Genomic DNA, 20,038 nt, shown 5'->3' with positions numbered 1-20,038 from the left:
GAATAACCTCCCTTTTATTTCTTTTTTAAATATTTTTCTATTTTTTCCCAAAATTTTTCCTCATCAATAGGACAATTGATTATCTCATCACAACCACTATCCTTAGCCTTTATTTCCTCTTCTTTAAAATTGGATTTACAGATGGCAACAATAGGTATATCTTGGGTATCTTTATCTGATTTTAATAAAAGCGTAGTAGCAAAACCATCTAAAAGAGGTATGTCTTTTTCTAAAATTATTAATTCTGGCTTTTCCTTTTTAGCCAATTTAAGCAAACTTTCTCCATCTTCTATAAGTTTATATTTTATTTTATGAGTTTCTAAAATATCTTTAATTTTATTAAATAATTTTTCTGAAAGTGCTAAAAAAATCATCTCTCTTGCGATTTAATCTCTTTTAAATAATTTTCCAAATACTTATTAGGTTTTTTTAAAGCTAAAGGTGTTATATGAAATACATTTTCTTCCAAAACATCTTTCATATAATTAAAAATATATTCTAACCTTGACATTACCTTTTCGCAATAGGCAAAAATCCCCCAATCTTTTTTTATAACCTCTTCTAAAATAAAATCTATGCTTTCTTCTGTAAAAACTAATTTAATACCTTTTTTTCTTTCAAAAGTCTTTTCATAATTTTTAATCTGCTTCCACAAAAATAAAACTTCTTCTAAGGCTTTATTCAATTCTATATCTTTTCCTTTATAGATCTCAAAAATCAAATTTAATCTTTTAGAAGTAAGCTCAAATTTTTCATCACCAAATAGATGTGTTTTTTTATTAATATATGATTCTACTCTTTTTTTCTCATCTTCTAAGGCTTTTAAATAATCTTCTTTCCATTTGAAATTTCTGGGAGAGTTTAAAATAGAAGCCAAACTTCCCTCTGGATCTTTTATTATCTCTTTAGTAATACCCAAATATTTTATACTTTTGGATGGCAAAACCCTTTCAAAAAGAACCAAAATTTTTTCCATAACTCTTGATAAAGCTCTGGCACCTGTATTTTCCTTATAAGCAAGTTTTGCTATTTCTTGCAAAGCTCCATCTGTAAAAGCTATATCTATTCCATAAACTTTAAAATCTCTCTTTTTATTAAGTATAATAGGATTATTTGGATTAGACAGTATGCTAAAAAGTTCTTCTTCTGTAAGTGGATCAAAGATAGCAATTACAGGAAATCTTCCTACAAATTCTCTTTCAAACCCATAGGTTACCAGATCTTCAGGGGTAGTTAATTTTAAATAATTTAATTTTATATCTTCTTTTACTACAATATCTGAAATAAATCCCATGTTTTGTTTTTTTAATCTTTTTTTTATGATCTCTTCTAATCCTTGAAAAGCACCACTTGCAATAAAAAGAACATATTTAGTATTCAAAATTAATTTTTTCTTTCTTCTTTTTTCAGAAGTTTCATGAAATTCAAAAACTCCGTATCCTTCTTGAGGAATTTTAATTTCAATATTGGTTTCTTCTAAAGGTTTTAATAAAGCTCTTTGAACTCCTGTTCTTGAAACATCAGGCCCTATTGTTTCTCCAGCAGAAGCTATTTTATCTATTTCATCTAAAAATATTATACCAAAATGGGCTTTTTCCAGATCTCCATTAGCTTCCCAATATAGTTCTCTAATTAAATCTTCTATATCCCCTCCTACATAACCTGTTTCGCTAAATTTAGTTGCATCTCCTTTGACAAAAGGAACACCTAATTTTTTGGCAATAAGTTTCATCATATAAGTTTTGCCTACACCTGTGGGACCAATGATAAGAATATTGTTTTTGATAAATTCACTATGATCATCTATCCTTTCATTTATAATAAATTTTATCTTATGAAAATGCGTACAAATTTTTGTTGAAATAATTGCCTTAGCTTCTTTTTGACCTACTATATATTCATCTAAATAATCTTCCAGTTCTACAGGTTTTAATTTAAAACTTTCAAAAGAAAAAGAAGCTTTGGAAATTGATATCTTTTCAAATTTTATTCTGGAACTTTTAATCATATTATTTCATAATATATGCTTTTTTTAAAAAAAGTAAACATTTTATAACAATTCTTCAGGATCTATATCAAAAAATATTTTTAAACCTGCAACTTTAAAACTCACTAAAAATTTTTTCAAAATTCTATTTAAATCTTTATAATTATAAGCCTTTAAAATAAAATGCCATCTATATAATCCCCTTAATTTTCTAAAAGGACATGGAGCAGGTCCTAAAATTTTTACCTTCTTAATATTTTCTTCTAAAATAATTTCTTCTAAAATTTGCTTAGCTTCTAAGCTTTTTTCTTTTACCTTTTCTTCTTTTATTCCTTCAATTCTAATAGTTGCCAGTCTACAAAAAGGAGGAAAGGAAAATTTTTTTCTTAATTTTATTTCTTCTTCATAAAACCCTTCATAATCCTGTTCTAAAGCATATTTTATTACATAATGCTCCACCAAAAAGGTTTGAAAAATTACTTTCCCCTTTTCTTTTTTTCTTCCTGCTCTACCTGCAGCCTGTATCAAAAGTTGAAAGCTTCTTTCTCCTGCTTTATAAAATGGAATAAGCAATCCTTCCTCAGCTCTTAAAATTCCTACTAAATTTACTTCAGGAAAATTATGGCCATGAACCCCCATTTGTGTCCCTACAATAATTTTAGCCCCCTCCTTGTAAATCTTTTCTAAAACTTGTAATAGTTTTTTTTCTGTGCTTACACTATCTCTATCTAAACGAACTATTTCAACTTCTGGAAAAAGTTTTCTTATCTCTTCCTCAACTTTTTCAGTTCCAGCTCTTTGAAATTTAACTTTTGTTCCTCCACAATGAGGACATACTGTAAAAACATTTAACTCAAAATTGCAATAATGACATAAAAGCTTATTATCTTCCTTATGATAAGTTAAAGGAATGCCACAATTTGGACAGCTCCAGATATAATGACATTCCTCACATCTAACCAAAGGGGCATAACCTCTACGATTTAAATAAAGAAAAACAGATTTTTTTTCAGATAAAATTTTCTCTATTTCTTCTTTTAATTTATCAGAAATCAAGCTAAATTTTTTATTTTCTATTAATTTTATATCAGGCAAAGTGGTATAAGGTCTTTCTTTTAAGGTAAACAGATGATATTTCCCTTTTTTAGCCCAATAAAAGCTTTTTATACTGGGAGTTGCAGAACCAAGTATTACAGGAATATTTTCCATTTTACCTCTTATAAGGGCTAAATCCCTGGCATGATATTTACATGCTAATTTTTCTTCTTTATAAGATGGATCATGTTCTTCATCTACCACAATTAATCCAAGGTTATCTATAGGAGCAAAAATAGCTGATCTTGTGCCAACTACAATCTGAGCCTCACCTTTCAAAATTCTTTTCCATTCATTAAATCTTTCTCCTGGAGAAAGGCCACTGTGTAAAAGTGCAATATCCCTTTTAAAGTAATTTAAAAGCAACATTTCCATATAATTAGTCAAAGCTATTTCAGGAACCAGAACTAAAACTCTTTTTCCTTTTTTTAAAATCTCTTTTATAGCTTCTAAATAAATAAAAGATTTACCACTTCCTGTGATCCCAAAAAGTAAAATAGGCTGAAATTTTCCTCTTTCTAATAGAACTTTTATATTTTTAAAAACTTCCTTTTGATAAGGGGTGAGTTCATATTTTTCTGGAATAGGAAAAGAAAGTATAATCCTCCTCATTTTCGGAAATTCTACTTTTATTAACCATCCTTTTTTTAATAATTTGTTTACTTCTTTTTTTGGAAATAATTTTTTCAAAATTTTTTCAGGAATATCTCCTTTTTCTTTAAGATAAACCAGAATTTCGTTTTTATAGATTTCTTTATTATCTTTTAAATCTGGATTTATTTTTACAAAAATTTCAGTAGGTATTTTTACTTGGGAAAATTCGTATCTGATTTCAATCCAACCTTTATCTTTATAATTGAGAATCTCTTTTTGAGACAAATTGGCTTTTTTTAAAAACCTTTTCAGATGGTAGCCTTTTCTTTTAATAATAGAGAAAATTTCTGGTAAATATCCTTTTTTAATTGCTTCTTTGCCTTCTTGAGTTAGATAAATTCTTTTTTGAGGTAAATTAAACACACCAGAAGGTAAAGCTATTTTATAAACCAGACCTAAAGGAGCTAAATAATACTGGGAAACCCATTCTAAAAAAGGAAATAAATTATAATTAATTATTGGCTCTGAATCTAAAACTTCTTCTATTTTTTTATATTCTATCTTTGATGTTTTTATATCCTCTTCTGTTATTTCATGGCAATCTTTGATTATTCCAACCAACTTTAAATTTCTGAAAGGGACAATTACTCTGATACCAGGAATCAAAAAAACATCACTTAAATAAGAAAAAGTTTGGAAAAGAGGAAGAGGAAGAACTACTTCATTTAAATACATTAAGTTAGTTTATTTTCTTTAACAAACTTTATCAAAACTTCTTTTAATTTTGAATTTTTACTTGCATAATGAAGAATCGTTTTAAAAAATCCTTCTTTATTTCCTGTATCAAAACGTTCTCCTTTAAAAAGATAAGCGTAAACTTCATAGCCATTATCTATCATAAGTTGTATAGCATCAGTAAGCTGATATTCTCCTTTAACCTTAGGTATCTGTTTTAAATAAGTAAAAATAACAGGATCAAAAATATATCTTCCAATAATAGCTAAATTTGAAGGTGCCTCTTCTGGAGAGGGTTTTTCTATAACTTTTTTTATTTTTATCAGATCTTCCTCTATCCTTTCTCCATCAACAATTCCGTATTTAGAAATATCCTCTAATGGAACCTCTTCTACAGCAATAATACTATGATTTTTAGTTTTAGCAGAAAGCTGAGTATAGACTTCTATCATCTGTTTCATGCAAGGAGGATCTGCATCTACCAGATCATCTCCTAACAGGACTGCAAAAGGCTCATTTCCCACAGCTTTTTCAGCCATGAGAACAGCATGTCCTAACCCTTCTGGAATTTTTTGACGAACCTCTATTAAGTGTTTAATTTTATCTTCTACTCCTTCAACTTTTTTTAATAAATCTAATTTTCCTCTTTCTTTTAAAAAACTTCTTAAATTCATATCCATATCAAAATAGTCTATAATTTTGCCCTTTCCTTGAGAAATGATAAAAATTAGAGTATCTATACCTGAATTTATAGTCTCATCTACTACATATTCAATAGTTGGTCTATCTATAATATTAAGAAGTTCCTTAGGAACTACTTTTGTTATAGGGAGCATTCTGGTACCAAGACCTGCTACAGGAAGGACAGCTTTTTTAATCATTTATACCCCCCCTACAATTAAAGAGTTTCCAAATATTTTGAAAAAGCTCTCTTATAATCTTTATAAAGAAAAATCCAATATTGTTCAGCTCTCTCGTATATTTTCTCTATATCTGACAGATGTTTTTCTGAAACAACCAAATTGGCACTTAATAAAAAGGTCTCCTTAGGATCTAAGGTCTTTGCTTCTGGTAAAATATAAATCAACTTTATTTCTCTTCTCTTTTCCATAGGTAATTTTTTGTTTATATATTCTTGTATATCTTTACCTTCTTCTAAATTTTTAATTCCTAAAATTATATTTTCTACTCTGGAAATCTTAAGCCAATATTCTAAGTTCTCTGTATTTTTAATTTCTTTGATTTCAAGGTCTTTTTTATTTTTAAAAAAATCAATAATACTATCAGGAGAAGAGTCCAAATTCCACAATATCAAACATAAAGGTTTTTCTATAAGATAATCTTTATAAGTATTGTTTACCATTTGACTCCTTTATCACCAAGCTCTAAAGTTATTTCTTCCATAGAAAGAGTTCCTTTTTGTTTTTTTAATAAGATCTATCTGTCTTCCTACTATATCTCTTCTTAAACAATGATATAGAGCCTGTTCTTCATCTATCAAACCTTTTTTATATAGCTCTATAAGGTGCTGATCAAATGTCTGCATTCCAAAAGGACCACCCTGGGTCATAGCATCATACAAAGTTTTTCCCTCGGATTCCCCTGTTAAAATTATTTCTCTTACTCTTAAATTATTATACAAAATATCAAAAACAGGGATTCTTCCTCCACCAACCTTGGGCAATAACTTTTGCCCAACAATCCATTTTAAAGTTGCAGCTATTCTTTGTCTTATTTGATGCTCCTCATCTAAGGGATAAAAACCTACAATTCTGTTGATAGTTTGAGAAGCTCCTATAGTATGTAAAGTAGAAAATACTAAATGTCCTGTTTCTGCAGCTGTTAAAGCTATATCCATGGTTTCTCTATCACGGATTTCCCCAACCAGAATAACATGAGGAGCCTGCCTTAAAGCTGCTCTTAGACCCTCTGCATAAGAACTAAAATCTGTTCCCAGCTCTCTCTGATTAACAGTTGCTTTTATAGGTTTATGAATATATTCTACAGGATCTTCCAAGGTAAGAATATGTACAGAATTGTTCTTATTAATCTCATGCAAAATAGCTGCTAAAGTAGTAGTTTTACCCTGACCTGTAGCTCCTGTTACTAAAATAATTCCATATTTTTCTTTAGCAATCTTATAAAAAATTTTAGGTAATCCCAATTCTTCTATAGATTTAACTTTACTATCAAGTTTACGCATTATAATGTTATAAGTCTTCTGACGGGAAAAGATATTTACTCTGAATCTTGTTTCGTCATCTAAGGCATAAGAAAAATCAGCATATCCATCTTTAATAAGTTTGGTATAAAGATAAGGTCTATCTTTAATCATATTAAAAGCTATAACTTCTGTTTGAAAAGGTGTAAGAGCCTCTACTGGAAAATCTTCAAAAAATACAGATTTCATCTTGCCATAAACCATTACTTGAAAAGGATAACCTGATAAAATGAAAATATCTGAAATCCCGGGTTCTAAAAAAGCCAACCTATGTAATAATTCTTTAATTTCTAATTCAGTAAGCATTTTTAACCAGGCATTTCTGTAAAATCAATAGCTTCTTTATTTTGCACATAAGGTAAGAATCTGGTTTTATCTATGGATTTAATAAAAGCTTCTTCTGGGCTGATCCAGCCCTTTTTAAGATAATCCATTATACAATCATCTAAGGACATCATACCATATTTTTTACCTGTCTGAATCATAGAAGGTATCTGATGAATTTTATTTTCTCTTATCAGATTTCTGATAGCGGGAGTTGCTATCATTATTTCTAAAGCAACTATTCTTCCAGGTTTATCTATTCTTTTAAACATGGTTTGAGAAATTACTGCTCTTAAAGATTCAGATAAGGACATTCTTATTTGATCTCTTGCTTCTGGAGGAAAGACTTCTATAATTCTGCTTACAGTTTGAGCAGCAGAGATAGTATGTAAAGTAGAGAATACCAAATGGCCTGTAAGAGATGCTTCCAAAGCTAAGGCTATAGTTTCCAGATCTCTCATTTCTCCAACTAATATAATATCAGGATCTTCTCTTAAAGCTGCTCTTAAAGCATTGGAAAAGCTTTTAGTATGAGTCCCTAATTCTCTTTGATTAACTAAGCAATTCTTAGGTTCATGAACAAATTCTATAGGATCTTCTATAGTAATAATATGATCATAGCGCATTCTATTAGCATAATCTATAATTGCAGCTAAGGTAGTGGATTTACCAGAACCTGTAGGACCTGTGACCAAAATAAGTCCTCTTGGAAGTAAAGCTAATTTATTTAGCAAAGATGGTAAACCCAATTCTTCAACTGTTTTAATTTTATTTGGAATAAGCCTGAAAACTGCTGCTACACCTTTTCTTTGTCTAAAATAATTAACTCTAAATCTTGCTAAACCAGGAATCTCATATCCCCAATCAACCTCCCCATCTTCTTCAAATTTTTTAATTATTTCCTCTGGAGCAATTTCATAAAGCATCTCTCTAAGTTCTTCATCTTCTAAAATTTTATATTTTACCTTCTGTAAATCTCCATGAACTCTTAAAAGAGGGGGATTCCCTGCGGAAAGATGAAGATCTGAAGCCTGAGTATCTATCATTAATTTGAAAAAGGGATCTAATCTTGCCATACTTTGTTTATTTATACTATTTTTGATCTAAAAGTCAAGACATTTTTATTAAAGCATCTCAAGTTTGCTTTCTACATGAACTTCCATAGCTTTTGTTATACAAACTGCTACACAAAATTCGCAGGCACTACATTTTTCAGGATTAAAATTCACATAAAATGTTTCTCTATCTATATATAAAGCTCCTGTAGGGCATACTGCAATGCAATTTCCGCAATGGATACATTTTTCTTCATTTTTGATAATTTGCTGTTCTAAAGGTTTTACTTCAACTCCTATTTCTTTTAAATAATCCAAACCTTCTTTAAGTTTTTCTGGAGTCCCTTCCAATTCCATAATCATTATTCCTTCTTTTCCAGGAGTAATAGTAGCTTTTAAAATATTAAAAACAAGATCATAGTCCTTAACTAATTTATAAACAATGGGCCTATCTACCACCTCTGGAGGAAATTTTAAATATAGTCCTTTTTTATATATCACCTTTTTTCCTCCTTTAGTTTTTAGTATTTAAAAAAGCCTCACAATATTCTAATCCCCTTTTTGCCATAGTCAAATCTGGATCAAGTTCTAAAGCTTTCCTAAAAAAAATCTGAGCTGTAGAAAGCTGATTTATAGCTTTTAAACAATACCCTACATTAGCATAATCTATAGCTGAAGCTGGAGCCAATTCTGTAGCCCTTAAAAAAGCTTCCATAGCCTGAAAGTAATCTCCCAATCTATAATAAGCCCTGCCTAAAAGATTATACAATTCAGGAATTTCCTCTATTTCCAGCCCTTTTAAAACTGTTTCTATTACCTTTTTATACTCTTCCATTCTAAAATAAGTATCAGCAATATGAGTATAAATAGCTATCTTATCAGCCTCTGGAGGTGATAACTGCAAAGCTTTTTCATAGCAAAATATAGCTTCAAGATTTTTACCTGAGTTTTTATGAACAGTTCCTAAATATGCCCATAAATAGTATTTATCTTCTACTTCTTTCAATATTTCTTCTAATATTTTTTTATTTTCTTCCACAGGTATAAATAAGCTAATAGTTCTTATAAGTTGATAAAGCAGTGAAATTTTGGTTCTTTCTCTAAATAGCATACCAGGTATAATAGTATAAACTGCAGGTAAATTCAAAGCAGAATGTGTAATATCTACCAAATATATCTCATAACCTAAGTTTTTCATTTTTTCAGAAAGAAGTTCAAGTTCTTTTACATGATCTTCAGCATAAAGATTAGGTAGATCATTTAAACTAATTTCTTTAGTGTAATTTATTACATTTTTAGCCTCTTCTAAGGTTGAAAATTTGGGAAGTCCACTTTCTTCATATCTTCCTTCTGTATCAAAATCTCCAGCAAGCTGGGCTATTTCTGTTAAAGCCCTGATAAGCGCCCTTTCTGGAGAAGTTGCTGTTCCTGCTGTATAAACTATTTCACTTCTATGAGGATAGGTAGAAGGATCCATAGCCATCACAGCTATAGTTGGCACAGGCATTCCAAAAGTCATATCTCTAATCCATAAATTTATCCTTAGTCTTTCATAACAATTTAATAATTCTTTTGCCTCTCCTTTTATAGAGTCTCTTTTTATTGCAGACATAGGACTATTTTCTCTGATTGAATAAGCACTAACATGCCTTTCTATTAATTCACAGACTCCCTGAACTGAAGCTTCAGGATAAGTATTTCCAGCAGCTGATCCATTATATTCATAAAGTAACCAGAACCAATGAAAAGGCAAATATTTTATTTCTTTAGTTCTAAACTCAAAAGCTGGAACAAAATGAAAAGGAACCTTTTTAAGAAATCTTTTAGCTATTTCTTTTGTTTTTTTATCTTCTTCATCCTCTACAGATTTTAAAATATTTTCAAAAGGAATAGCTTTATCTCCCAACTCTTCAAAAGTGGCAAATTTACCTATTTCATGAATTTTTTTATAATAAAAAAACAAGGAAAAACGCTCAACCAACTCCATAAGAGCGCTTGCCTTTGCCAATGTTTCTGTAGCACCCTTCCCCATTTGTTTAAATTTCCCTGTTATTCTTTGCCCTTCTATATCATATAAGCTCAAATATACAGGAATACCCAGTCTCCCTTTATCCACCCTTTTTACACCTTTGTAAATTTTTAATCCCACAGATAAAAGCTTTTTTTCTACCTCTTTTACTGTTTCTTCAGGAAATTTAGCTTTATCAGCAACAACCTTTTGAGAAGGCTCTAAAAATTTTTTCAATAAATCTTCCATTTTTCCTCCTATTAAGTGTAAAATTTTCAAAATTATAGTATAATTTTGAACTAAATTTCTAAAATATTATTATACCTTAGAAAATGAAAATAGCTATAGCCTTAAGCGGTGGCATTGATAGTGCAGTTTCAGCGTATCTCCTTAAAAAAGAAGGTTATGATTTGGTTGCCATAACCTTTAAGCTATTTGACTCTCATGAAGAAAACATAGAAAGAGCTTCTCAAATTGCTAATAAATTAAAAATTTCTCATTATATTATAGACTTAAGAAAGAAGTTTAAGAAAGAAATTGTAGATTATTTTATAACATCTTATGAACATGGAAAAACTCCTAATCCATGCGCTTTGTGTAATAGATTAATCAAATTTGGAGAGGCTTTTAATTATGCTATATATCAGTTAAGAGCGAATAAATTTGCTACAGGACATTATATAGAAACTGAAAAATATAAAGATGAAATTTTATTTAAAAGAGGAAAAGATAAAAACAAAGATCAGTCCTATTTTTTAGCTCTGGTAAAAAAGGAAGTTATTCCTTATCTTATTTTTCCTCTGGGAGACTGGGAAAAAGAAGAAGTAAAAAAATTAGCTAAAACATTTTTTAGTTTTTTAAAAACTAATGAATCCCAGGATATTTGTTTTTTAAAAGGTAAAACTTTAAAAGAATTTTTGGCTAACTATTTATCTAAAAAAAATGGACCTATTGTATATGACAATAAAATTGTAGGATTTCATCCAGGAATTTACTGGTTTACTGTAGGTCAAAGGAAAGGTTTAGGAATCCCTTTGGGAAAACCTCTTTATGTTATCTCTTTAGACCCTGAAACCAATACTATTTTTCTTGGAGAAAAAGAGAAGCTATATTCAAAAGGACTAATTTTAGAAAATCTCAATTTACATCTCCCTTTAGAAAAATGGGAGGATCCTTGGGCTCAAATAAGATACAGAACTAAACCAGTGAAAGTTAAAAATATTTTTAAAGAAAACAGTAATTATGTAGTTTTATTTGAAGAGCCTGTTAAAAGTGTAACCCCAGGTCAAGTGTGTGCTTTTTATGAAAAAAATTATTTATTAGGAGGAGGAATTATAAAAAATAAATATTAATCATATTGACAGAAAGGTAAAAAAATTGTAAGATTTATTTTTAAAGTTTTTTGAGAGGGAATCAGATGGAATTTGAGGCAGTCATTGGTTTAGAAGTTCACGCTCAGTTAACTACTCAAACTAAAATGTTCTGTTCCTGTTCTACTAAATTTGGAAATCCTCCAAATACTCAGGTCTGTCCTGTGTGTATGGGCTTGCCAGGAGTACTTCCTGTAATAAACAAGAAAGCTGTGGAATATGCTCTTAGATTAGCTCTTGCTTTAGGTTGTAAAATTAATTTTGTTTCTGTAATGGCTCGTAAAAATTATTTTTATCCAGATCTTCCTAAGGGTTATCAGATTTCTCAATATGAACTTCCTATTGCAGAAGGAGGAGCAGTTGAAATAGAAATAAACGGACAAAAAAAGAAAATAAATCTGGTTCGTATTCATATGGAAGAGGATGCTGGAAAGCTTATCCATGATGAAAAACAACCCTATTCTTATGTAGATTTTAACAGAGCTGGTGTTCCTCTTCTTGAAATTGTAAGCAAACCAGAAATTTCTTCTCCAGAAGAAGCAGTAGCTTATTTAAAAACCTTAAGAAGAATTGTTCGTTATTTGGGTATATGTGATGGAAACATGGAAGAAGGAAGTTTAAGATGTGATGCAAATGTTTCAGTAAGACCAAAAGGAAGCACTAAATTTGGAACCAAGGTTGAACTTAAAAATATGAACTCTTTCAAGCATGTAGAAAGGGCTTTAAGTTATGAAATCAAAAGACAAATAGGCCTTCTTTTAGAAGGTAAAGAAATTATTCAGGAAACAAGGCTTTATGATGAAGCTACTCAAACTACCCATCCTATGAGAGGGAAAGAAGAAGCACATGATTATTGCTATTTTCCTGATCCTGATTTAATAGAAATACAGCTTGAAGAAGAGCTTATAGAAAATGTTAAAACTGAGCTTCCTGAACTTCCTCATGTCAAGAAACAGAGATTCCTTCAGACTTATGGTCTAACTCCTTATGAAGTAGATATTCTTATAGAAGAGAAATCCTTAGCTGATTTCTTTGAAGAAACTGTTAAACTATATAATAATCCCAAAGCTATATCTAATTTTATGCTTACAGAGGTTTTACGCTATCTTAATAGAGATGGAAAAGATATCTATGAAACCAATTTAACCTCTCAAAATCTGGCTCAGCTTTTACAGTTGGTTGAAAAGGGTCTTATTTCAATGACTATCGCCAAACAGGTTTTTCCTGAAGTATATGAAAAAGGGATTGAACCTAAAAAGATTATAGAAGAAAGAGGACTTATTCAGGAGAGTTCTGAAGATAAATTAAAATCTGTTTGTGAGGAAGTTCTAAAAGAAAATCCAAAAGAAGTAGAAAAATATAAAGCTGGTAAAAAGGGAATTATAGGATTTTTTGTGGGGCAGGTTTTAAAGAAAACTCAAGGAAAAGCTAACCCTAAGATAGTAAATAAAATATTAACTGAATTATTAGAAAAATGATTTTAAATCTACCAAAAGAAGAAAAAATCAAAGCTCCAGCACAAGTAGATATTATTAAAACCTGGATCTGGACTGAAAAAGGTCTTTATCTTTTAGATCAAAGAAAATTACCTTTAGAAGAAAAATATATCTTATGTGATAATATTTATAAAATTAGAAATGCTATTAGAGACTTAGTAGTTAGAGGAGCTCCTGCTATTGGAATTTGTGCAGCTATTGGTTTTGCTATAGAATTTAAAAATTATGTTTCCAATATTAAAAAAGAAGAAATTTTAAAAAATAAAATTGAAGAAGAAATTGGTAAAATTAGTAATCTTCTTGCTACTGCAAGGCCTACAGCAGTTAATCTATTTTGGGCAATTTCCAAAATGAGGAAACTCTGTTTGGATTTTTTAGAAAATTTTAAAAGAAAAGTCCCTAAGAAATCTCTTTTAGAATTAGCAGAAATTCTTGAAAGAGAAGCTCTTATTATCTGGGAAGAAGACATAAAAGCCAATCTTAAAATGGCTGAATTTGGTAAAGGTCTGCTTCCTGAGGGAGGAATACTTACTCATTGCAATACAGGAGCTTTAGCTACAGGAGGTTATGGAACAGCTTTAGGAGTAATAAGGAAAACTTCTGAAAACAAGAAAAAAATTTTGGTCTTTGTTGATGAAACCCGTCCTTTTCTTCAAGGTGCAAGGTTAACAGCCTGGGAGTTGAGCAAACTTAAAATTCCTTATAAAATAATAACAGACAATTCCGCAGGTTTTTTAATGAAAAGAGGAGAGATTTCTGCTGTTGTTGTAGGAGCTGATAGAATTGCTAAAAATGGAGATACCGCTAATAAAATAGGCACTTATTCTTTAGCTGTTTTAGCTCATTATCATAAAATCCCTTTCTTTATAGCTGCTCCTTCTTCCACTTTTGATTTACAAATTGAAAGCGGAGAAGAAATTCCCATAGAAGAAAGGTCTCCTACAGAAGTTTTAACCTGTTTTAAAAGTAAAATCGCTCCTCCCAAATCTCAAGCCTATAACCTTGCCTTTGATATTACTCCAGGCGATTTAATCACAGCTTTTATTACAGAAAAAGGTATTATTCTACCTCCTTATAAGGAAAACATTTTAAAAACCATAAAAAATGAAGATTAAAAATATACCAGAAAACACTTTAGAAAGATTAATAATTTATCTAAAAATTTTAGAGAATTTGGAAAGTAAGGGTATTGATGCTATTTCTTCGGAAGATCTGGCTAAAAGATGTGGTGTTAATTCAGCTCAATTAAGAAAAGATTTAAGTTTTGTGGGAAATTTGGGAACGAAAGGTGTAGGTTATAATGTAAAAAGTCTGAAATTCAGTCTCAAAAAATTCTTGGGTCGTTCCCAGGAATGGAACTTAATCTTAGGAGGAATAACACCCTTAGGTATTTTTCTTTTGGGAAACAAAGACTTGCAAAAAGAAGGTTTTTATTTTATGGCTGCATTTGATACACAGGAAGAAAACATAGGAAAAATTTATCATGGAATTTCTGTATACAATTTAGATCAGATCTCTTATGTCTTTAAGGCTATCAAAGTAGATATAGGTATAATTGTAGATGAAGAAAATCCAGAAGTATATTTAGAAGCCTTTGTAAATCAGGGATTAAAAGCAATTTTAAATTTAAGTAAAGTTCCTCTTTTTGTAAATGATTCTTCTATTAAAATAGAAAATCTTTCTTTTACCACAGCTTTAACCAAACTTTCCTATTTTCTCAGTAAATAAGTTTTAATTAAAAAGGGGTTAAAATGAAATTAAAAGTCTGGAAAAAAGATCCCAGAGCAAAATTACCTGAAAGAAGCACAGAAGGGTCTGTAGGATATGATATTTTTTCTTTGGAAGAAATTGAAATTGCTCCAGGAGAATTTAAGCTTGTAAGAACAGGCTTAGTTATTCAATCAGAACCCCCCTATGCCCTTTTTATTTTCCCCAGATCTTCTCTTTTTAAAAAAAAGTCTTTAATTATGCCTAATTCTGCTGGTATTATAGACTTTGATTATTGCGGAAAAGAAGATGAAGTTAAAATTCCTGTAGTAAATCTTGGAAAAGAAAAAGTTGTTATAAAAGCTCAGGAAAAGATAGCTCAGGCTGTTTTTATAAAAGTTGCTTTCCCTGAAATAGAGGAATTGCCTAATCCTCCTCAATCCTCCTCCAGAGGTGGATTTGGTTCTACAGGAGGTTATTTATGAAACTCAGTAATTTAAAAGATAAACAAAAAGAACTAATAAATAAAGTCTTAGAAAAAGCAGATCTATCTTTGTTACCTCATTTTTTATTTTTTAGCTACTTAGGTGCAAGGATTTGCTATGCTGAATCCCATCCCTTGGCACTTTTTTATGAAGAAAAATTTAAAGACTATGAAAAATTTAAAGGTTTTTTACTACATTTAAAGAAAATGGGGCATTTTAGTGTTTTTGCTCATACCCCTATTTTTATAAATACTGAAGATTTTACAGAAAAAGAAAAGGTTGAGCTTGCTCAAACCTATTTTAAAGTTTTCTGGGATGAAAAAAATAATTTAGCTCTTTTTAATCTAAGGCACTTTGCTGAAAATTTAGAAGAAAAAAGTTTTATAAAATTAATAGAAACTCCTCCAGATTTATCCTCTGTGGAAATTAAATTTTTTAAAAATTTTGAGAAAATTTATGAAGGCTCTTTTTTAAAATTTCCTTCTGAATTAATTGAAAAAGAAGATAATAATATCTGGGCTATTCCTGAAGTGATTATCATTGAAATTGAAATTTCTCATCCTTTTAGATGGATAGGAGTAATTGTTCACAATTTTTCTCGTATTTTTTCTCATCAATTTGTAAGACACACATGGCTTAATTTTAATCAGAGATCACATAGATATACTTCTGTTGATAAATTTGTAGTTCCAGAAGTTTTTACAGAAAAGCATATAGAAATTTATAGAAAATTGATTGAAGAAGGTATGAAGGTTTATAAAGAGTTTTGCAAGGATATGAAAAAAGAAAGTGCTCGTTTTGTAGTTCCTCAAGGGGTAGCTACTTCTCTTATTGCTACAGGTCCCTCTTTAGTCTGGGAAGATTTCATCACTAAGAGAGCTATTCCTCAAGCTCAAGAAGAAATCAGAAGATTAGCTTATTTACTAAAAAATAATTTAAGTTTATAATATAAAATAGTAATTTTTATAGTTGGGCCTGTAGCTCAGTGGACAGAGCACTGGCCTCCGGAGCCAGTGGTCGGGGGTTCAAATCCCCCCAGGCTCAAACTAAGAAAGGAGGAATGATGTTGCAAAAGTTTACTTTTGAGCCTTGTAAAACTTTTAAAATTGCTTATTCTTCTCCTTTGCTTGGAAAGATTATTTTTTCTTCTGAAAAAATTTTAAAAGTGAATTCTACCTTTTGCAATTTTTCAAAATATACCAAAGAAGAATTAAAAAATTTAAAACTTTCAGATATAGTTGCCTCAGAATCTAAAGAAAAAGTTAAACTTTTGGAAGAAAAATTATTAAAAAACGAAAAAATTACCTCTATAGAAAAAATAAAGTTTATAAAAAAAGATAAAAGCTCTTTTTGGCTTATTAGTTATTTAGATGTTTTATATAACAATAATAAAACTTTAGGTTTGCTTTTTGGAGCAGATATTACTTATGAACAAAAATTTGAATCTTTGTTTTATACCCTAAAAGAAATAAATCAATTGATACTCCAAACTACCTTTGAAAAAGAGCTTTTTGAAAGAATCTGTCCTATTTTAGTGAAAAATTTAAATTTAAAATTAGCCTGGATAGGTTCTCTTGACGAAGAAAATAAAACTATTAAACTTGTTTATAAATACGGAGAAAATGTAGAATATTTAGAAAAAATTAAAATTTCCTTAGATGAAAATCTACCAGAAGGACAATGCCCTACAGTTCAAGCTTTTAAAAAGGGAAAAATTATTATTAATCCTGATAGTCGGGTTAATCCTAATTTTCTTCTACGAAAAGAGGATGCTATTAAAAAAGGTTATTTGTCTTCTTGTGCAATCCCATTAAAAAAACATGGTAAAGTAGTAGCTGTTTTAAATCTTTATTCTCCTGAGCCTTACTTTTTTGATAAAGCAGTAAAACCACTTTTAGAAGAAATTCAAAGAGATCTAAGTTTTGGTTTAGAAAAAATAGAAAGGATAAAAAATAATCTTTTAATAGTTACAGCTCTTTCTAAAGCAAAAGATTGGATAATTATTACAGATGAAAATGGTTATATTTTAAATGTAAATGATATAGTTTGCCAAGCCACAGGTTATTCTAAAGAGGAGCTTATAGGTAAACATGCCTCCTTTTTAGATAACTTTAATGCTTTATTAGAATTTTACGAAGAACTTAACATAATGATTTTAAAAAAGAAAAAAGAGTACAATAATATTTTTGTTAAGCGAAGCAAGGATGGTAAGGAAATATTTTTAGTTCAGGAAATTATCCCTGTAAAACTTCCTGGTGATATTGCTTATTTCGTTATAATAGGAAAAGATGTTACAGAAGAACTAAAAATTATGGATAAACTTGAGAAGTTTAAAAATTCTGATCTTCTTACAGGTCTTTTAAACCTTGATGCTTTTGCTATTAAGGTTGATGAAATTTTAAAAATTTTAACTAGCCAAGGGATATTAATCTTAATGGATATCTGGGGAATGAGTTACATTAATAAAAGCCATGGATTAGAAATAGGAAATAATTTAATTAAAAAAATTGCTTCTATTTTACAGGAAACCTTTAAAGACAACGCTATAATAGGAAGATTAGGTGGGGATGAATTTGGAATATTTTTATATAATATTCATGGAACTGGAACATTTGAAATCGCAAAATTAGCAAAAATTTTTGAAAATCCTATAAAAATAGATGATTATAAAATAAAAGTAAAAATAAATTTAGGTTGTTCCTTTTTTCCATTAGATGGTAAAAGTTTTAAAGATTTGTATGAAAAGGCAACTATATCTTTAAAAGAAGCCAAAAATGAAGGCCCAGGAGTCTTTGTTTTTTATAATAAAGAATTAAGTGAAAAATTAGAATATTTATTAAAAGCTGAAGATCTTGTTACCAGGGCTCTGGAAAAAGATCTTTTTATTTTCTATTATCAACCATATTTTGATATAAGCAATTTAGAATTAGCAGGTTTTGAGGCTTTAGTAAGAATAAAAAAAGATGATGGAAAAATTTATTATCCTGATAGCTTTATAGATTATTTAGAGGAACATGAAGAGTATTTATTTAAATTTGAACAAATAGGGCTTGAAAAAATAATTAAGCAGATAGAAAGATGGAAAAAACCCATATCTTTCAATCTTTCAGCTAAATCCTTACAAAATACCCCATTTATTCGAAAAATTATAAATATTTTTCCAAATATAGCCAAAAATCTTATCATTGAAATTACAGAAAGAGAGTTAATTAAAATAATAAACATAGCTATACAAAATTTAAAATATTTAAAATCTAAAAACACAAATATTAAATTAGCTATTGATGACTTTGGAACAGGGCATGCCAATTTTTCTTATCTTAAAGATTTACCTGTGGATTATGTAAAAATTGATATTTCTTTTATAAGGAGAATTACAAAAGGGGAAAAGGAAAAAAAACTGGTTAAAGGAATTATAGATCTTTGTCATAATCTTGGATTTGAGACCGTGGCAGAAGGAGTAGAAACAGAAGAGCATTATAAAATTCTTAAAGAATTAGGATGTGATAAAGTACAGGGTTTCTATTTTTCCAAACCTCTCCCACCAGAAGAAATAGAAAAAAAATATCTCACCTAAAAATTACCACTTCGTAAGTGGTAATTTGTTTTAAAATACTTGAAAATTATAAAAAAAGTTTTAATTTTAATTTAGTTCTTTGAAAAAGATGGGGGCGATAAGGGCTCGACGGGGATAGGTAGGGTTAAACAGCAGGCCGTGGTCGCACCCTCCACGTAAAAAAGGGTGCAAAAACACAACTGCCGACGAATATTCCTACGCTTTGGCAGCCTAAGATAGAGCTGCCACGCAGTTTTAGACTTTGCCCGCGGGTCTAAAACTGCGTCAAGTACGCGGGCTTTGGCTAAAGGAATTGGTAGGGTTCCTTTAGCCGAGAAGTGAACCTACCTTGTAGAAAGCCTGGGTGCCTGTGCCCGGCTTTCTACGAGAATCAAACACAGGCTAAGCCTGTAGGAGGTTTAACCTGAACTATCCTCGGACGCGGGTTCGATTCCCGCCGCCTCCACCAAAAATGTAAAATTCATGCAGGTTCCAGAAAGCCAAAGTCCCTCTGGGAACAGTTAAGAGCTTTTATTTTCTTTGAATCTCTTGCAAAATCATACATATCAATTCGGATTCGATTGCTGCCACCCTTGGAATAAGAAAATTAACATTATAGATTATGGTATCTCCTCTTAAAATATATTTCTTCTTTACAATGCAGATGTTTTTTTAAATAATTCTTTACCTTTTTCTGATAACGGTTCTCTAAATGCAATAGGTAGGTAAAAATTATGGGAACAAGGGCAAAAATTAGTTAATCACCAGATCCTAAGGTGACTCTTACTATTAGAATTCCTTTAAGAAAAAAATAGCTTTAGTAGAAGAAGCAAAGCGGAGAAACATTACTGTTACAGAATTAATTAGAAAAGCACTTCAAGAAATGCTCGGAGCTTCCAAAAAACATGCTTATTGGCCTAACCCAAGACCTTTAGGTATAAAAGAATTTAGAAGAGAAGATCTTTATGAATAAAATATTTTTGGATACTAATGTGCTTGTATCTGCTATTGATACAACGAGAGAAAATCATAAAAAGGCTATTTCGGCAGTTGTCAAGAGAATTGTGTCTGGAATTTTAAATGAAACATTTGTTTCAATTCATAAGAACAATGTCTTACCCCTGGTAAAGGTTTTCTCCAATTTCTATCCCTCATATTTTCATATACCACATAAATACTCACTTCTGCTGTCTTCACACTCTGAAAATATCCACCACTCCTCATTCTTGCTACCTCCAATTTACTATGAAAATTCTCTACTATGTTCGTAGTATATATATGCTTCCTTACACCCTCTGGATACCTCAAAAATACTAAATACTTTTCTCCTTTCTCTAAAAGATATTTCATATATTCTGGATACTTTTTTATAAATTTTTCACACTTTTCCTTAAACTTTTCTAAA

General features: G+C 30.0%; 17 protein-coding genes, 1 tRNA gene and 1 other RNA gene. 9 read left to right on the top strand and 10 right to left on the bottom strand.

Translation table 11 applies throughout. From position 1 onward, the window contains the following. Positions 1–14: 14 nt before the first annotated feature. Genes CC87_RS05755 through CC87_RS05715 form a run of 9 tightly spaced genes read right to left on the bottom strand, consistent with a single transcriptional unit; the run spans position 15 to position 10,268 of the window. Positions 15–374, bottom strand: a complete 360-nt coding sequence (locus CC87_RS05755) for a response regulator (RefSeq protein ID WP_051920642.1) — start codon at positions 372–374, stop codon at positions 15–17. Next, complete coding sequence (locus CC87_RS05750; protein ID WP_038057123.1) at positions 371–2,008, bottom strand: AAA family ATPase; 1,638 nt, start codon at positions 2,006–2,008, stop codon at positions 371–373. The genes CC87_RS05755 and CC87_RS05750 overlap by 4 nt, the downstream gene beginning before the upstream one ends. A gap of 42 nt (positions 2,009–2,050) precedes the next feature. Then, on the bottom strand, positions 2,051–4,411 hold the full coding sequence (gene priA, locus CC87_RS05745) for a replication restart helicase PriA (protein ID WP_038057122.1): 2,361 nt from the start codon (positions 4,409–4,411) through the stop codon (positions 2,051–2,053). Then, on the bottom strand, positions 4,411–5,292 hold the full coding sequence (locus CC87_RS05740; protein WP_038057121.1) for a UTP--glucose-1-phosphate uridylyltransferase: 882 nt from the start codon (positions 5,290–5,292) through the stop codon (positions 4,411–4,413). The genes priA and CC87_RS05740 overlap by 1 nt, the downstream gene beginning before the upstream one ends. Before the next feature lie 17 nt (positions 5,293–5,309). Further along, positions 5,310–5,774, bottom strand: coding sequence for a hypothetical protein (locus CC87_RS05735; RefSeq protein ID WP_038057119.1), 465 nt, complete (start codon positions 5,772–5,774; stop codon positions 5,310–5,312). Between the two features lie 12 nt (positions 5,775–5,786). Then, a complete protein-coding gene (locus tag CC87_RS05730) occupies positions 5,787–6,938 on the bottom strand; it encodes a type IV pilus twitching motility protein PilT (protein ID WP_051920640.1) in 1,152 nt (383 codons plus the stop codon). Between the two features lie 2 nt (positions 6,939–6,940). After that, the gene (locus tag CC87_RS05725; RefSeq protein ID WP_038057118.1) at positions 6,941–8,032 is read right to left on the bottom strand and encodes a type IV pilus twitching motility protein PilT; all 1,092 of its coding nucleotides are present in this window, start codon (positions 8,030–8,032) and stop codon (positions 6,941–6,943) included. Between the two features lie 48 nt (positions 8,033–8,080). Next, on the bottom strand, positions 8,081–8,512 hold the full coding sequence (locus CC87_RS05720; protein WP_084222218.1) for an NIL domain-containing protein: 432 nt from the start codon (positions 8,510–8,512) through the stop codon (positions 8,081–8,083). 13 nt (positions 8,513–8,525) lie between these two features. Beyond that, positions 8,526–10,268 (bottom strand): YcaO-like family protein, encoded by a 1,743-nt coding sequence (locus CC87_RS05715; RefSeq protein ID WP_038057115.1) that lies wholly within the window; start codon positions 10,266–10,268, stop codon positions 8,526–8,528. 83 nt (positions 10,269–10,351) lie between these two features. On the opposite strand from CC87_RS05715, the gene mnmA reads away from it, so the two are divergent. The 9 genes from mnmA (at position 10,352) to ssrA (ending at position 19,102) form a co-directional block, all read left to right on the top strand. Next, complete coding sequence (gene mnmA / locus CC87_RS05710) at positions 10,352–11,371, top strand: tRNA 2-thiouridine(34) synthase MnmA (protein ID WP_038057114.1); 1,020 nt, start codon at positions 10,352–10,354, stop codon at positions 11,369–11,371. A 50-nt stretch (positions 11,372–11,421) separates the two neighbouring features. Then, positions 11,422–12,867: an Asp-tRNA(Asn)/Glu-tRNA(Gln) amidotransferase subunit GatB gene (gatB, locus tag CC87_RS05705; RefSeq protein WP_281170016.1), complete on the top strand. Its 1,446-nt coding sequence runs from the start codon at positions 11,422–11,424 to the stop codon at positions 12,865–12,867. Beyond that, a complete protein-coding gene (mtnA, locus tag CC87_RS05700; protein WP_051920638.1) occupies positions 12,864–14,000 on the top strand; it encodes an S-methyl-5-thioribose-1-phosphate isomerase in 1,137 nt (378 codons plus the stop codon). The genes gatB and mtnA overlap by 4 nt, the downstream gene beginning before the upstream one ends. Beyond that, positions 13,990–14,613 (top strand): redox-sensing transcriptional repressor Rex, encoded by a 624-nt coding sequence (locus CC87_RS05695; RefSeq protein ID WP_038057109.1) that lies wholly within the window; start codon positions 13,990–13,992, stop codon positions 14,611–14,613. The genes mtnA and CC87_RS05695 overlap by 11 nt, the downstream gene beginning before the upstream one ends. Positions 14,614–14,636: 23 nt before the next feature. Further along, positions 14,637–15,077, top strand: coding sequence for a dUTP diphosphatase (gene dut, locus CC87_RS05690; RefSeq protein ID WP_038057106.1), 441 nt, complete (start codon positions 14,637–14,639; stop codon positions 15,075–15,077). Beyond that, entirely contained in the window at positions 15,074–16,024 is a 951-nt protein-coding gene (locus CC87_RS05685) for an FAD-dependent thymidylate synthase (RefSeq protein WP_038057104.1), read from the top strand. Before dut ends, CC87_RS05685 begins: the two co-directional genes overlap by 4 nt. A 24-nt stretch (positions 16,025–16,048) precedes the next feature. Next, positions 16,049–16,121 (top strand) — tRNA-Arg (locus tag CC87_RS05680). 16 nt (positions 16,122–16,137) lie between these two features. Continuing rightward, positions 16,138–18,654, top strand: coding sequence for an EAL domain-containing protein (locus tag CC87_RS08905; RefSeq protein ID WP_084222217.1), 2,517 nt, complete (start codon positions 16,138–16,140; stop codon positions 18,652–18,654). A gap of 90 nt (positions 18,655–18,744) precedes the next feature. Further along, positions 18,745–19,102, top strand: a transfer-messenger RNA (tmRNA) gene (gene ssrA, locus CC87_RS08900). A gap of 584 nt (positions 19,103–19,686) precedes the next feature. Here ssrA and CC87_RS05670 read toward each other — a convergent pair. Beyond that, on the bottom strand, positions 19,687–20,038 hold a 352-nt coding region (locus tag CC87_RS05670; RefSeq protein WP_038057101.1), incomplete at its 5' end, for a transposase.

Source organism: Thermodesulfobacterium hydrogeniphilum (assembly GCF_000746255.1).
Classification (GTDB): domain Bacteria; phylum Desulfobacterota; class Thermodesulfobacteria; order Thermodesulfobacteriales; family Thermodesulfobacteriaceae; genus Thermodesulfobacterium; species Thermodesulfobacterium hydrogeniphilum.
The sequence above is the reverse complement of the archived record's forward strand: the minus strand, read 5'-3'. Positions and strand labels throughout refer to the sequence as shown.